A 13,379-nucleotide genomic window follows, 5' to 3' on the forward strand; every position below is an offset into this window, starting at 1 on the left:
ATGTAAATATATCAATTTCTCCAGTTTATTAACGTGTTGTTTTTGGGGTTTATTATATATCTTTTCAACAAATTTTGAACCATTTTTAAACGCAGAAAATTATTTCTTCGGAAAATATATCTGATTTTTTGAATAAGTGAGTGCTACTTAGTACTTTTACCAAAATTAAATTTATACACATGTCGCAAACAATTCTTTCCCTTAAAGATGTAACTGTATACCAAGAAGGCAATCCTGTACTTACTAACATTAATTTGGATGTAAACCATGGTGAATTTTTATATATCATTGGAAAAACGGGGTCTGGTAAGAGTAGTTTCATGAAAACATTGTATGCCGATTTAAATTTAACGGATGGTGAAGGAACCATAGTTGATTACAGTTTGAACAACCTAAAAGAGAAAGACATTCCTTACCTACGAAGAAAACTGGGTGTTGTTTTTCAGGATTTTAAATTGTTACCGGACCGAAATGTTCACGATAATTTAGAATTTGTATTACGTGCTACGGGATGGGTTGAAAAAAGAGAAATTCAAGTAAAAATTGAAGAAGTTTTAGACAAAGTAGGCATGAAATCTATGATTCATAAAATGCCTCATCAACTTTCGGGTGGTGAACAACAACGTGTTGCTATTGCACGTGCACTACTAAACGACCCTGAACTGATTTTAGCCGATGAACCTACTGGAAACCTGGATCCACAAACCAGCGTTGAAGTAATGGAAGTGCTTCGAAAAATTAATCAAAACGGTAAAACCATTATTATGGCTACACACGATTACGCTTTGATTATGAAATACCCTGCCAAAACTTTAAAATGTGACGAAGGGAAAGTTTTTGAAGTAGTTCAGAGAACAGTGTAATTATTTGTCTTTTTTGTAGACATGTGGATTTTCCACAATACCTTTTTTAAATAATTTTCGAACTCCCATTCGGAGCCAAGTATCGCATTGCAACAAGATATCGGTCAACTTATTTTCAGGTCTTCCTCTAAAAGAAGTTACATGAAATTCGTCGGATTGTAACAACGGTTGTTTTGAAAAATAGTAGTTGGAAACACAACATCTGTTCCCCTCAAAAACAACCGGAGAAACCGAATGAAGTGAATTGTTATGGGTTGCCATAACCACAAGCCTATTGAATTTGCTATGAATGGTGATTTGTGGATTTTTCAACCCATTGGGCCATAATTCCAAATTTCCGCCATATTCTTCTTTCCAATCCGGAGTAACATAATAAAGCAGGTTTAAAACGCGCCAAAGATTTCTGTCTTTGTCATGCGAATTATCCAAATGAGGGTTTAAAAACTGATTGTTTCCCATTAATGAAATTCCGCCCGCATATAAGTTTTCATCCGGAAGTGCGTTGGTAATTCCACAAATCTCAGCGACAAGCCCTACCACTTTTTTATCCTGAAAAGCATATATAATTTCCTCCAGCAAAGGATTGTACTTATCCATCTGAGCAGCTACATACTTATTCTCGCGTATGCTCTTTTTCAGCACCATTGATTCGGGCGACGGAAAAACGCGATGCAGTTCGGTTGCCAGACTTTCCGGAAGCAGATCGTCCAAGAAAAAAAAGCCAATACTCCCTTTGGAAGCTTCGTATTGTTCTTTCAGGATCTCTTTGTTACGATTAACGGAATCAAAAATCTGCTGTGCAAATGCTTCCCTATTCATGATAAATCAATTTTTCAATTTTTAAGGCATTATTGGTATCATTCATATAATTTTCCAGCACCTCTTTTCTTCTGGGATAATCCGAAAAACTTTTCACAGACAGTGCTTCTATTTGGGCAATCAATTCTTCTTCATTTTTTACCATCACGCACAGCTCTGAAACCACGGGGTCATCAATAATATTCTCGTTGATAATGCAAAACCGTGTATTGAAAAGGGAATTAATCGCCTTTAATTTTGTACCTGATTTCTGAAACGACCAACTGATACTGATATGGGACTTTTGAAGCATCTTTTTCAACTGATCAAAATCGGTAAGTTTCACAAACTGAACATTCTCGCTTCCGCCTATATGTTTTCGGACAAAATCTTCATTTGAGCCTGAAGCGATAACCAATTTACGATGTGGCAGTTTCCTGAAAACATCAATGAGAAACACTACACACTTCCTGTTATCAGACGTATTCAAATCGCCATGATAAATAGCATATTCGCCAAAACCTTCCAATGGTAAAACGGTATCATTTCCATGAAAAACCGGAACATACGTTGCCTTTTTACAGTATTGAAGCGCTTGTTGGTTTTCAAATTTCGACAACGTGATTACTTCATCAAATCTTGAAAAAACATCTTTATACTTCTTGTATTTTAAGGCTTCCAATTTAAAGGCGAATTTCTTGAGAAGCGAATTTTCACTTTTTGCAATCCCATTAAAATAATCTTCTTCGATATTTTGAAGGCGCAGCACCTTTTTGTAGTCACGAAAACGGGAATCGTACACCGAACAGGTGGTTTTCAACCCTTCATATAAAATTGGAGCTTCAACTTTGGAGATATTAAGAACCAATTTATGATTACTTCTTGAAATTACTGAAAAAGGCAGCCCACTAAAAAAATGGAAGGGATTTTTAGTTATTTCATAGAAATAAATGGATTTACAATGCTTTTTAAGTTCTTCAAAATCAGCTGGAATTTCTTTTACAAAACAATGCAAATGAATCTGAACACCAATTTTATGAAGGGCTTTGATTTTATAAAAAACATCTATAACACCTCCGTAATTGGGTGGATACGGATTATCAAAACTGATGATATGCAGTACTTTTTCGCTCATTTCTATTTCACAAATATACTATTTTAAACGGGGGAAACCAGATTTGACTATATTTGAAATTCGAAAACATCACTATGCCGTTTTTTTCTGTAATCATACCGCTTTACAATAAAGAGAGCTACATTGAAAACACTCTAAAATGTGTCCTTGCTCAGTCGTTTACCGACTTCGAGGTCATCATTGTAAACGATGGCTCTACAGATAACGGACCCGAAGTTATCAGACGGTTCAGCGATTCCAGAATTATAGTAGTGGAACAGCCCAATAAAGGGGTATCTGCCGCCAGAAACCGTGGAATTGAAAAAGCTGGCGGTAAACTGATGGCTTTGCTCGATGCTGATGATTATTGGTTTCCGAATCACCTGCAAATACTTTATGACCTGCACAATGATTTTCCGGATGCCGGAATGTATTGCTCCCGTTACAAAACAAAATTTGCAGACAATAATCTTTATACCCCAAAACTGATTGCTATTTCAGAGAAATTCAGAGGAATTGTTCCTGATTTTTTTCATTCAAGCTACGTCGACCGAATTGCGTGGACCTCTATTGTAGCCATTCCCAAAGAAATTTTAAATAATATAGAAGGATTTAATACTGAGGTTTCCAACGGTCAGGATTTGGATTTATGGATTCGTATTGCAGTTAAATTTCCGGTCGCTATTTCCGATACGGTTACAGCACATTATCACTACGAAATAAGCGACAGCCTGGCTAAGAGAAGCATTCTGAATAAAAAACTAATGGATTTCAGTCAATTTTCGGAAGCAGAACAGAAAAATCCATCATTAAAAAAGTTTTTAGACATCTACCGTATCGAGTATGCCTTGCACTATCACATGTTTGGCGATGATAAAAAAATGCGTTTTTACCTGAAAGATATTGATACGGAAAATCTGGCTTACAAAACCCAAATCCTTTTCGCACTACCCGGATTCTTCCTTAGAAGTCTTCTGAAAGTAAAACGCGGATTAAAGAAAGTGGGGATTAATTTTACGGTATATCATTAAGATATTTAAGATACTCATCGTATTCCCTAATATAATCGCCTTCATCGAATTCCCCGGATGAAATAACCAGGCAAACCGATCCGGCAGAAAAGTTATCCAATTCGCGCCATACATTCGCTTTGATCAGTAAGCCTTTATCCGGTTTATTCAGCGTAACGGTTTGTTCTTCTTTGCCGTCTTTCAACTGAACTTCAAAACTACCGGAAAGCGGAATCAGCAATTCAAACTGCTCTTTATGAGCATGACCTCCCCTTTTCGCCGTACTCGGAACATCAAAGAGATAATACACTCTTTTAATCTCAAAAGGAATAACGTCTTTTTCGATTACAGCGATATTTCCTCTGTAATCTTCTATTTTGGGAAGAGAAATCAGTTCTGTGTTCATATTACGAATGTACTTCTATTTTCATCAAATCCAACCATTGCTTCCCGATTTTATCGGTCGAAAAAGATGCAACGGATGACATAGTTTGTTCTTTACAGTTTTGATATAATTCTACATCATTCACAAAAAGATTCATCTTATTTTTCAAATCGTCAAAATTTTGGTTTTCCACCAACAAACCGTTTTTTTCATGCTCAATAACCTCATTCGGACCCGAAATACCATCGAAAGCCACAACCGGAGTTCCGCAGGCCATAGCCTCTATGACAGACATCGGGAATCCCTCGTATTTACTGCAAACAATCAAAAACAAAGAACTTTTCAGATACGGATATGGATTTTCCTGAAAACCAACAAAATGAATTTTAGGATTCTTTTCGGCGATTTTTTCAACATCCGACTTCCTTTCTCCATCGCCAACCAAAACCAAATGAATATTTTTTTGTGGTAAATCCGATTTCAGATAAGCCAAAATCAATTTATCAAACTGCTTTACGTTTTTATAGTCGAATCTACCCATCCCAATTACATACTGAAAATCAAAAGGGATTGCGTCGTTACTTTTTTTAGTTATTTCCTGAAGATTAATCGGGTTGTAAATAAGATGGAGGTTCTGAAAACCATATTGCTTTGAAACACTTTTTTTTATGGCATCAGACACACAAACCACAGCATATTTATTTTTAAAAATCAGATTGGCCAAAAATGTGTTTTCCGGAATGTAAGTTGCTGTATTTCCGCTGTGAACTGTATAAATGGTTTTGGATTTATATACCCAGTTCGCCATAATCACCTCCTGAAAAGGTTTGATACGGTATCTAAAATCAATAATGAAATCGAAATTTTCCTGTAAAAGGTATTTTTTTAAAAAACGCAGTAGTTTCAGCTTTCCAAAAATCCCTTTGTATTCCTCTTTCATTTTTCCGATGTTCACCAAAGTCCCCGAATAAGGATAGTTGACATCATCCACCAATACAATATTATGAACATCAATCCCCTGAGAACCAAAATAAAGCGAAAGCGAAGACATCACCCGCTCCAATCCGCCGCTGTTTAAAGTGTAGCCGATCAGGGCTATTTTATGGTTCCTTTTTGGAATATTCATTCACTAATGTGTATTTTAGCGACTAATATAAAGTTTTATTCAGGACATGCAAAATTCTCCGTTGGTAAGTATCATTTGCTTGAGTTACAATCATTCTCAATTTGTGGAAGAAGCCCTGAATTCGGTTCTCAATCAAACCTACAAAAACATTGAACTTTTAATTGCAGACGACTGTAGTCCCGACAATTCAAAAGCTGTTATTGAAAACTGGCTAAAAAACCACCCTGAAGTTATTTTCGTCGCCAATCCAACCAACATCGGAAACACTAAAACCTTCAATAAAATGTTAGCGTTATCCAAAGGCGACTATATTATTGATTTGGCTGCAGATGATGTTTTAGTACCGGATTGTGTTGAAAAACAAATTAATGCCTTCAAAAAATCAAAATTGGAAAATGTGGGTATTGTGTACGGAAATGCGGAAATCATCTCAGAAACAAATGCTCATTTAGGCTATTATTATGAGATGAATAATGATGGAAAAATCATCAATTCCCCACCCAGCGGAAATATCTATTTGTCTGTTTTAGGTCAGTACAAGAAAATCTGTTCGGTTTCTTCAATCGTGAAACGGGAAGTATATGACAAACTGGGCGCATACGACGAAAACCTAGCTTATGAAGATTTGGATTTGTGGATAAGAGCGTCGAGAAGATATAACTTTGAATTTATTCCTGAAGTACTGATTCAGAAAAGGGAACTTGCCACTTCTCTGGGGTCTCAGTTTTTTATAAAGAACAATGCCCAAACTAAAAAACTAAACCGTTCCACATATAAAATCATTCAAAAAGCAATACAGCAAAACACTTCAAAAGAAGAAAACAAGGCCTTGTTAAAAAGAGTTCATTTTGAAATGACTAAAGCAATAGAAACTGGTGATTATTTATTGTTCTTGAAATATATTTCTATAGAACTCAAACTTCGTTTTTTTTGAAAATATTTCTAAAGAAATAAAGCATTAAGAGTAAGGTTACTAAATTCGCCCAAAAATAAGCCATTACGACACCTTTTAACTCATAATGTTGCATCATCACATAACTCAAAAGAAAATACACCACATTAAACAATATCTCTACTGCAAAATATTGCTTTGTAATAGCTTTAACCAAAATTTGATAGCCAAAAGCAAGACTAATCATCCGAAGAAAATCTCCTAAAAGTTGCCAAAATAAAATATCACCAACTTCTTTAAACTGTTCTGTTAGTGCGAAAGTGATAATTAAATCTTTAAACAAAAACACCAAAATCAAAACCAATGTAAAAATTGGAATTATTGTTTTTAGATAAAATTTCAGTTCGTTTTTAAATTCGAAATCTGTTGTAATTTCAGCTAGTTTTGGCATATAATACAACGAGAGACCCGAAGAAAAAAACAACATATAGAACCCTGAAATACGATTTACTGCATCCCAAATTCCAGCCTTATCAACCGAATAAAAGTCGATTATTGTATTCCGAATTACTATCGATGTTCCCGGCACAATTATCGCACTTAAAAGTGCCATTATTGAAAACTTTCCTATAACAGACAAATATTGTTTACTAATTGTTTGCTCAGGCTTCAAGGCAAAATAATCTTGATTTCGCATCACCAAAACCAAGGTAATTCCAAACATAATAATATCCGAAATTGCCACAGATAGTATTGCACCCTCCAATCTATTGTTATATATAAGTCCGATAGTCAATAAAAACACGAAGACCGAAGAACAAATTTGAACAGCAATAATTGTTTTAAACAACTTCAAACCATTATATATGGCAATCCAAAACGTATTTAAAACAAACAAAGGAAGCAGTAACCCGAATAATCGAACAGCAAAATTATAATTGGGAACTTCAAAAAGATAGAAGCTTATCGATTTTGAAAAAAGCACAATAAGAATTCCAACAAAAACAGAAATGAGCGTTAAAATCCAAAAAAATGTTGCATAAATTTTAGTTAGCGCATCTTTATCCTCCTTATTTTCAACAAAAAGACGAACAACAGATGCGTTAATTCCAAGTGTTGCTAATGATTTGGATAATGTAGTAAAGTTTCTAAAACTTCCCATTAATGCCATACCAGAAGGCCCTAAAAATTGAGCTATAATCCTAACGGTAATTAACCCTAAGATAAAATTGATTCCAACCGAAATTGAATTCAGAGATAAAACTTTAACGAGCTTATTTTTGAGTAAAAACTTCAATTTAGAGATTTCTTATAATTCTAGCAGGATTACCCGCTGCTATTACATTGTCGGGTATAGAATTGGTTACAACAGAATTACTTCCTATAACCGAATTATTTCCTATAGAAACACCTTTCAACACCGTTACATTGTTTCCTATAAAAACATTTTCACCAATAAAAATGGGGGCTGATGGTGGATTTGGAGCATGTCTTTTATCCGAATCTAAATGATGAAAATCACTATCGTAGGCAGAAAAATTTGTTCCGATAACGGTTTTATTTCCGATTACGATTTCGTCTAACGAAACCATTGAAAATCCGTTATTTATAAATACATCGTTACCAATAACAATCTTACTAGCAGTAGATCTAGCCTCTATATAACCGTAAGTTGAGTAAAAACCTGGTGATTGTTCTACTCCAATTACAACATTTTCATTAAACGTTATCTTTCCTAATCCCTTTAAAAGCATTGGATAATTTTGTACCACTTCCCCTTTAACCAACTTGCAATCGGATAATAATTTATATTTCCAAATTCTAAATCGGATAGAAAAAAAACGTACTATTTTACCAGCTAAACTCATTAATACTTGTTTAAAACATTAATAATACAAGTTACTGTCTCTTCAGACAACACCTGACTCATAGGCAAGCTTAGTACCTCATCATGCATTTTTTCGGTTATTGGAAAAGATAATTGATGATAGCCCTTCATAGCAATTTGCTTGTGCGGTGCAATTGGATAATGAATTAGTGTTTGAATACCATTATCTGCCAAATACTGTTGCAAATGGTTTCGGTTTTCCGTTCGAATAACAAACAAATGAAACACATGATTATCGGAGCCATCATAAAAAGGCAATATGATTTTACTGTTTTTTATCTCCGACAAATAGCGTTTAGCAATTGCTCTCCTAATTTCGTTGTCTCTGTCTAAATCAGGCAATTTAATTCTTAAAAAAGCAGCCTGTAATTCATCCAAACGGGAATTATATCCCAAATAATCATTATAGTATTTTTTCTCAGAACCATAATTTGAAAGCGACTTAATAGTTGTTGCTAATCTTTCATCATTTGTAACAACAGCACCAGCATCACCTAAAGCCCCAAGATTTTTACCCGGATAAAAACTAAAAGCTCGTGTATGACTTCCTTTAAACGGCAAACCATGACCTTGAGCAGCATCTTCAACTAGTAACAAATTGTATTTATAACCAAGCTCCATAATTTCGTCCATAGCAGCTAATTGACCGTACAAATGGACTACCAAAATTCCTTTTGTTTTTGGAGTTATTTTAGCTTCAATCTGTTTTGGGTCGATATTAAATGTAGCAGCATCGGGTTCTACTAAAACGGGCACCAATCCCGCATGGATAATTCCTAAAATAGATGCAATGTAAGTATTGGCTGGCACTATAATTTCGTCTCCAACATGAAGATGCCTTAGCTCGATGTATGCTTTAAAGGTCAGCACAATAGCATCTAAACCATTCCCTACTCCAACACAATATTTCGAGCCACAATAGTTGGCAAACTCCGTTTCAAAAGCCTTTACTTCATCACCTAAAATATACCATCCTTTGTCAAGAAAACCTTGAAGCTTTTCATGAAACATCTCTTCATAAGGCTTATTAATGGCTTGTATGTCTAAAAAAGGAATCATAGTAAAACGGCATCTAACAATTTATAATTTCCTGTTTGGATTTCATAGAAATCCTGACAAACGCTTCCACCTCCAAAACCTTCTTTCCAAAAAAGCAATCCTTCATTAATATTTCTTCCTTGGTTTTCGTTTGAAATGCCAAAATCGAAATATTTCTTATGTGCAAAAACTTCAGTAAGCAATTTATGATGTAAAAAATCAAGGCTCCCCAATTCGTTTTTAGATGAATTCGCTGATATATACTGCGCATGAGCCACCAAATCGGTTTCAAAAACAGTAATTCCTCCAACAATTTCACTTTCAAAATACACATTAAATTGCCTGATATTATTTGGAAATCGAGAATGAAGCAAAGTAATTTCAGCTAACGAATGTACCGGTTTTGCCTTATGTTTTTCATGTAAGTTGGGAAGTAAAATTTCATTCCAAAATTCCGTAAAGTCCTTTACTTCGGAAACAATAAGGTTATTTTTCACACCGCGTTTAACACCTTCTTGGCGCGCGTTAGACAACTTCACTTTAGCTTTTAAATCGATTACAGAAAGTAAATCTCTTCGATACAATTTGGCATTTACCGTAAAAAACAAGTATTTGAATTCATCTGCAATTTTTCGGGTATAGAAAAAAGGGATTTCTTTAACATTCAGAATTTCAAAACCATTTTCATGTAAAAACTGAAATGCTTTCTGAAATACAAAAAGACTGTCTTTAAACTTCAATTTTTCAGAAACAACAAATCCACCATAGGTTAACCCTTGATGAGAATACACTGTGTTACCACTAAAGTTTGCCGGTAACAACCCAACTAATTTATCTTCTTTAAAAATTAGGAGCGAAAAGTCCTGAAATCTATCGGCGTGATATTCCATAAAATCACGATGAAACAAAAAAGTTGCGTTTTTTGCCTGATTTACAAAATCATTCCAAAGTGTATAATCCGATTTTTGGTATTTTCTAACGGTGTAATTTTTCACAATTGCTGATAAACTTTCGAAAAGTACTAATTTTAGCTCAATTTTTCACAAAAACATATCGATATTTCATTGTTTTTATTGTGTTTGTTTTTCAAACATTTGCTATTTTTAGCAAAATATTTCAAGTGAAAATAAAAATATTTTGTTTTTTTAGTGTACTGCTATGTTTGACGCATTATGAAAGTAACGCTCAAACTATGTCTCTATATGAACAATTTTTCGGACGATATGATTTTACTTTTATTGGAAACACCCTAAATCCTCAAGAAAACTCCTATCAATTTACACCAACAATTTACACCTCTTCATCCGCCAGTCTAAATTTAAATCCAGACGAAACAGTTAAAAAAGCATATTTATATTGGGCAGGTTGTGGAACTGGTGATTTTGATGTAAAACTAAATAATGTTTCGATTACACCAGAACGCACTTTTGATCATCAACGTTTCTTTTCAAATGTACAATATGATTATTTTAGTGCTTTTGCCGACATAACGACATTAGTACAAAATACTGGAAATGGAATGTACACTCTTTCCGATTTGGATGTGACGGCTTTTATTGCACAACATTTTAATCGAAGAACGAATTTTGCTGGGTGGGCCATTTTAATAGTTTATGAAAAAAATTCATTACCCTTAAATCAGGTAAATATCTATGACGGCTTAGAAGCTATTCCAAACAGAATCGATATCAATCTTACAAATCTTAATGTAATTGACAATCAAGGAGCTAAAATTGGTTTTCTTGCATGGGAAGGAGACGCTAATATTCAAGTAAGTGAGCAACTAATAATTAATGGAACTGTTATTGGAAACCCTCCATTAAACCCAATAAACAATGCTTTTAATGGAACTAACAGCATCACAAATAGCAATACGTTGTACAATATGGATTTGGACATATACAATATCCAAAACAATATACGCATAGGTGATACTACAGCCCAAATTAGCTTAACATCCGGACAAGATTTTGTAATGATGAATGCAATTGCAACGACTTTAAACAGTAAATTACCCGACGCATCGGTAACCATTGACAATTATTCTGTTGCTTGTAACTCACTTGAAGTACCAATTGAATATACTATTTATAACACAAATTGTACTTCACTCCTACCTGCTGGAACAACACTTTCAATTTATGTTGAAGGAACACTTGTGGCAACAAATCAAACTCCTTCAGATATACAAATTGATGAAAGTATAACACTAAATCAAATTATAACAATTCCTTCCGGAACCCCAAATTATTTTTCACTTCAAATTGTTGTAGATCAACAAAATTTGGTAAGCGAAATAAAAGAAAACAACAATTCTGCCTCATTTGTAATTACTCAAGCGTTACTCCCCTCATTTATACCATTACAACCAATGGAAGCTTGCAATGAAGGCTTCACTGCTGCTCATTTTGATTTTTCTTCATACGAACAAAGTGTAAAAACAAATCCGAATCATAGTGTTACGTTCCATGAAAGCTATACCGATGCCGAATTAAATCAAAATCCGATTCTAAACACCACAAACTATTTCGCAACAAGCACGCCGCATGAAATTTTCATTCGTATTGAAAATGAAAACGGTTGTTTTTCGATTACTTCTTTTCTACTTGTCACTAAAAACTGTCCTCCTACAGTTTACAACGCTATTTCACCTAATGGAGATGGCCTAAACGACACATTTCATATTGACGGTTTATACACGATTTTCAACAATTTCGAACTTTTTATATACAACCGTTGGGGAAGATTGATATGGACTGGAGATAAAAACGCTCCCGAATGGAATGGATACGTAAAAGATGGTGTTGGTGGGACAATAGCACCTGGCGGAACCTATTATTACATCTTAAAATTACATGATTCTGATTATCCGGATCCGTTAACTGGATATCTGTATCTGAGTCGCTAACTATTTTCGGGTTAATGTTGGAAGCGACCAACCGGAAATAACTGCCATTAATCGAACTATGATAATGACCAATGATGTTATTAGATAAATCACATCTTTTGGGAAGTTTAAGTGCTGCATTACAAAGAAAACAAGTCCGCCTAAAATGCAAATAGTGGCATAAATCTCTTTTCTAAAAATAACGGGGATTTCGTTACACAAAATATCTCGAATAACACCTCCAAAACAAGCTGTCATTGTACCTAATGCAATACAAATAACAGGATGCAAGTTGATTTCAATTCCTTTTTCCAACCCAATAAGAGTAAAAACCCCTAAACCAATGGTATCAAACAAAAACATTGAGGTTCTAAAACGATCCAGTTTCTTCCTAAAAATAACAGCTAAAAAGTAGCCGAAAATTATAGCATAAACATAGTTTAGATTAAGCATCCAACCTACAGGTGTTCTTCCAATTAAAACATCACGTAAAGTTCCTCCACCAACAGAAGTTACGAAAGCAATAATAAACACACCAAATGGGTCTAACTTTTTGTTCATGGCTGTTAACGAACCTGAAACTGCGAAGGCAATAGTCCCAACTATATCAATCCATTGAAACATCATTACATATTTCGGGTATAATAATTATAATCTTTCAAAACCGTTCGAATAAAATCGGTATCGTTACCCGACTGGTTTTTAATTCCAGTAACCGCTTCTACTTTTTCACGTAATTTGAAAATCAAATTAAAATCTCTGTTTTTCAAAGCCGATTCAAAAGTCTCTTTAATAATACGTGCATCGTTGTCCGAAAGCTTAATAACCATAGGATAAGTTGGTATATATCCCTCATTAATTTCCTGAAGAATGGTATGATTGATGTTGATTTTATTTTTTAGTGTAATAACCGCTGTTCCTGCTGCCATATCCCCTAAGCGTTGGTTTTTACTACTTACTACAATCGCTATTAATCCAACAATTCCATTTCCGATACTAATCTCAATCAACCGAAACAACCATCGAATTAAATAATCTCCAAAACTAGCCTGATAGCCGTCTAGTTTAATTACTTTTATTTTTATGATTTTCTTACCGAAAGTTTGCCCTTCCATAAGAGTCTCTTGCAGCAATGAATAAAAAATAACTGGTATTGCAAAAATCATAACTACAGCAAAAATTGTCCAATTATCGGCATCTTTCATAAAATCACTTAACCCCAACAAATAAAAAAAGAGAAACCAAATCACAATACCATAGGCTATCTTAATCACTAAATCAAGTAGTTGCCCAACAATTCTGTCTCCTACGGAAGCAGCTGTAAAATTAATATTCACATTTTGGGTTGTTGTTATCGATAATTCTGACATATTTTTTA

The 13,379-nt window shown here is 34.3% G+C and carries 14 protein-coding genes; 4 read left to right on the forward strand and 10 right to left on the reverse strand.

Annotated features, from left to right (window positions below; translation table 11 throughout):
- Positions 1–179: 179 nt before the first annotated feature.
- A complete protein-coding gene (locus ACZ1JT_RS01575; protein WP_465094417.1) occupies positions 180–863 on the forward strand; it encodes a cell division ATP-binding protein FtsE in 684 nt (227 codons plus the stop codon).
- Here the strand turns inward: ACZ1JT_RS01575 and ACZ1JT_RS01580 are convergent, their stop codons facing one another.
- Both ACZ1JT_RS01580 and ACZ1JT_RS01585 read right to left on the reverse strand, forming a co-directional pair.
- Positions 864–1,682: a 2OG-Fe(II) oxygenase gene (locus ACZ1JT_RS01580; protein ID WP_465094418.1), complete on the reverse strand. Its 819-nt coding sequence runs from the start codon at positions 1,680–1,682 to the stop codon at positions 864–866.
- Entirely contained in the window at positions 1,675–2,796 is a 1,122-nt protein-coding gene (locus tag ACZ1JT_RS01585) for a glycosyltransferase family protein (protein ID WP_465094419.1), read from the reverse strand. The genes ACZ1JT_RS01580 and ACZ1JT_RS01585 overlap by 8 nt, the downstream gene beginning before the upstream one ends.
- A 74-nt stretch (positions 2,797–2,870) precedes the next feature.
- On the opposite strand from ACZ1JT_RS01585, the gene ACZ1JT_RS01590 reads away from it, so the two are divergent.
- Positions 2,871–3,806, forward strand: coding sequence for a glycosyltransferase family 2 protein (locus ACZ1JT_RS01590; protein WP_465094420.1), 936 nt, complete (start codon positions 2,871–2,873; stop codon positions 3,804–3,806).
- Here the strand turns inward: ACZ1JT_RS01590 and ACZ1JT_RS01595 are convergent.
- Positions 3,790–4,191, reverse strand: coding sequence for a sugar 3,4-ketoisomerase (locus tag ACZ1JT_RS01595; RefSeq protein WP_465094421.1), 402 nt, complete (start codon positions 4,189–4,191; stop codon positions 3,790–3,792). The two genes, ACZ1JT_RS01590 and ACZ1JT_RS01595, sit on opposite strands and share 17 nt — an antisense overlap.
- A gap of 1 nt (position 4,192) precedes the next feature.
- On the reverse strand, positions 4,193–5,296 hold the full coding sequence (locus tag ACZ1JT_RS01600) for a glycosyltransferase (protein ID WP_465094422.1): 1,104 nt from the start codon (positions 5,294–5,296) through the stop codon (positions 4,193–4,195).
- A gap of 46 nt (positions 5,297–5,342) precedes the next feature.
- On the opposite strand from ACZ1JT_RS01600, the gene ACZ1JT_RS01605 reads away from it, so the two are divergent.
- Positions 5,343–6,230, forward strand: a complete 888-nt coding sequence (locus ACZ1JT_RS01605; RefSeq protein WP_465094423.1) for a glycosyltransferase — start codon at positions 5,343–5,345, stop codon at positions 6,228–6,230.
- Here the strand turns inward: ACZ1JT_RS01605 and ACZ1JT_RS01610 are convergent.
- The 4 genes from ACZ1JT_RS01610 to ACZ1JT_RS01625 are packed head-to-tail and all read right to left on the reverse strand — an operon-like array spanning position 6,211 to position 10,109.
- Positions 6,211–7,485: an O-antigen translocase gene (locus ACZ1JT_RS01610; RefSeq protein ID WP_465094424.1), complete on the reverse strand. Its 1,275-nt coding sequence runs from the start codon at positions 7,483–7,485 to the stop codon at positions 6,211–6,213. The genes ACZ1JT_RS01605 and ACZ1JT_RS01610 overlap by 20 nt on opposite strands.
- A gap of 1 nt (position 7,486) precedes the next feature.
- Entirely contained in the window at positions 7,487–8,056 is a 570-nt protein-coding gene (locus ACZ1JT_RS01615; RefSeq protein ID WP_465094425.1) for an acyltransferase, read from the reverse strand.
- Positions 8,056–9,135 carry a DegT/DnrJ/EryC1/StrS family aminotransferase gene (locus ACZ1JT_RS01620; RefSeq protein WP_465094426.1) on the reverse strand — a complete coding sequence of 360 codons (1,080 nt, stop codon included), beginning with the start codon at positions 9,133–9,135 and terminating at the stop codon, positions 8,056–8,058. The genes ACZ1JT_RS01615 and ACZ1JT_RS01620 overlap by 1 nt, the downstream gene beginning before the upstream one ends.
- Complete coding sequence (locus ACZ1JT_RS01625; RefSeq protein WP_465094427.1) at positions 9,132–10,109, reverse strand: GNAT family N-acetyltransferase; 978 nt, start codon at positions 10,107–10,109, stop codon at positions 9,132–9,134. Before ACZ1JT_RS01625 ends, ACZ1JT_RS01620 begins: the two co-directional genes overlap by 4 nt.
- Before the next feature lie 197 nt (positions 10,110–10,306).
- On the opposite strand from ACZ1JT_RS01625, the gene ACZ1JT_RS01630 reads away from it, so the two are divergent.
- Positions 10,307–12,022 carry a T9SS type B sorting domain-containing protein gene (locus ACZ1JT_RS01630; RefSeq protein WP_465094428.1) on the forward strand — a complete coding sequence of 572 codons (1,716 nt, stop codon included), beginning with the start codon at positions 10,307–10,309 and terminating at the stop codon, positions 12,020–12,022.
- Here the strand turns inward: ACZ1JT_RS01630 and ACZ1JT_RS01635 are convergent, their stop codons facing one another.
- Positions 12,023–12,625 (reverse strand): trimeric intracellular cation channel family protein, encoded by a 603-nt coding sequence (locus tag ACZ1JT_RS01635; RefSeq protein WP_465094429.1) that lies wholly within the window; start codon positions 12,623–12,625, stop codon positions 12,023–12,025.
- Positions 12,626–12,627: 2 nt separating this feature from the next.
- Positions 12,628–13,371, reverse strand: coding sequence for an RDD family protein (locus ACZ1JT_RS01640; protein WP_465094430.1), 744 nt, complete (start codon positions 13,369–13,371; stop codon positions 12,628–12,630).
- Between the last annotated feature and the right edge of the window lie 8 nt (positions 13,372–13,379).

The organism is Flavobacterium sp. IC2-16, from assembly GCF_055521455.1.

Bases quoted from the DNA above. Each gene is read 5' to 3' on its own strand.
- ACZ1JT_RS01600 (WP_465094422.1), bottom strand. From the start codon at position 5,296: ATGAATATTCCAAAAAGGAACCATAAAATAGCCCTGATCGGCTACACT.
- ACZ1JT_RS01630 (WP_465094428.1), top strand. From the start codon at position 10,307: ATGTCTCTATATGAACAATTTTTCGGACGATATGATTTTACTTTTATT.
- ACZ1JT_RS01590 (WP_465094420.1), top strand. From the start codon at position 2,871: ATGCCGTTTTTTTCTGTAATCATACCGCTTTACAATAAAGAGAGCTAC.
- ACZ1JT_RS01635 (WP_465094429.1), bottom strand. From the start codon at position 12,625: ATGTTTCAATGGATTGATATAGTTGGGACTATTGCCTTCGCAGTTTCA.
- ACZ1JT_RS01580 (WP_465094418.1), bottom strand. From the start codon at position 1,682: ATGAATAGGGAAGCATTTGCACAGCAGATTTTTGATTCCGTTAATCGT.
- ACZ1JT_RS01595 (WP_465094421.1), bottom strand. From the start codon at position 4,191: ATGAACACAGAACTGATTTCTCTTCCCAAAATAGAAGATTACAGAGGA.
- ACZ1JT_RS01575 (WP_465094417.1), top strand. From the start codon at position 180: ATGTCGCAAACAATTCTTTCCCTTAAAGATGTAACTGTATACCAAGAA.
- ACZ1JT_RS01585 (WP_465094419.1), bottom strand. From the start codon at position 2,796: ATGAGCGAAAAAGTACTGCATATCATCAGTTTTGATAATCCGTATCCA.
- ACZ1JT_RS01620 (WP_465094426.1), bottom strand. From the start codon at position 9,135: ATGATTCCTTTTTTAGACATACAAGCCATTAATAAGCCTTATGAAGAG.
- ACZ1JT_RS01605 (WP_465094423.1), top strand. From the start codon at position 5,343: ATGCAAAATTCTCCGTTGGTAAGTATCATTTGCTTGAGTTACAATCAT.
- ACZ1JT_RS01615 (WP_465094425.1), bottom strand. From the start codon at position 8,056: ATGAGTTTAGCTGGTAAAATAGTACGTTTTTTTTCTATCCGATTTAGA.
- ACZ1JT_RS01640 (WP_465094430.1), bottom strand. From the start codon at position 13,371: ATGTCAGAATTATCGATAACAACAACCCAAAATGTGAATATTAATTTT.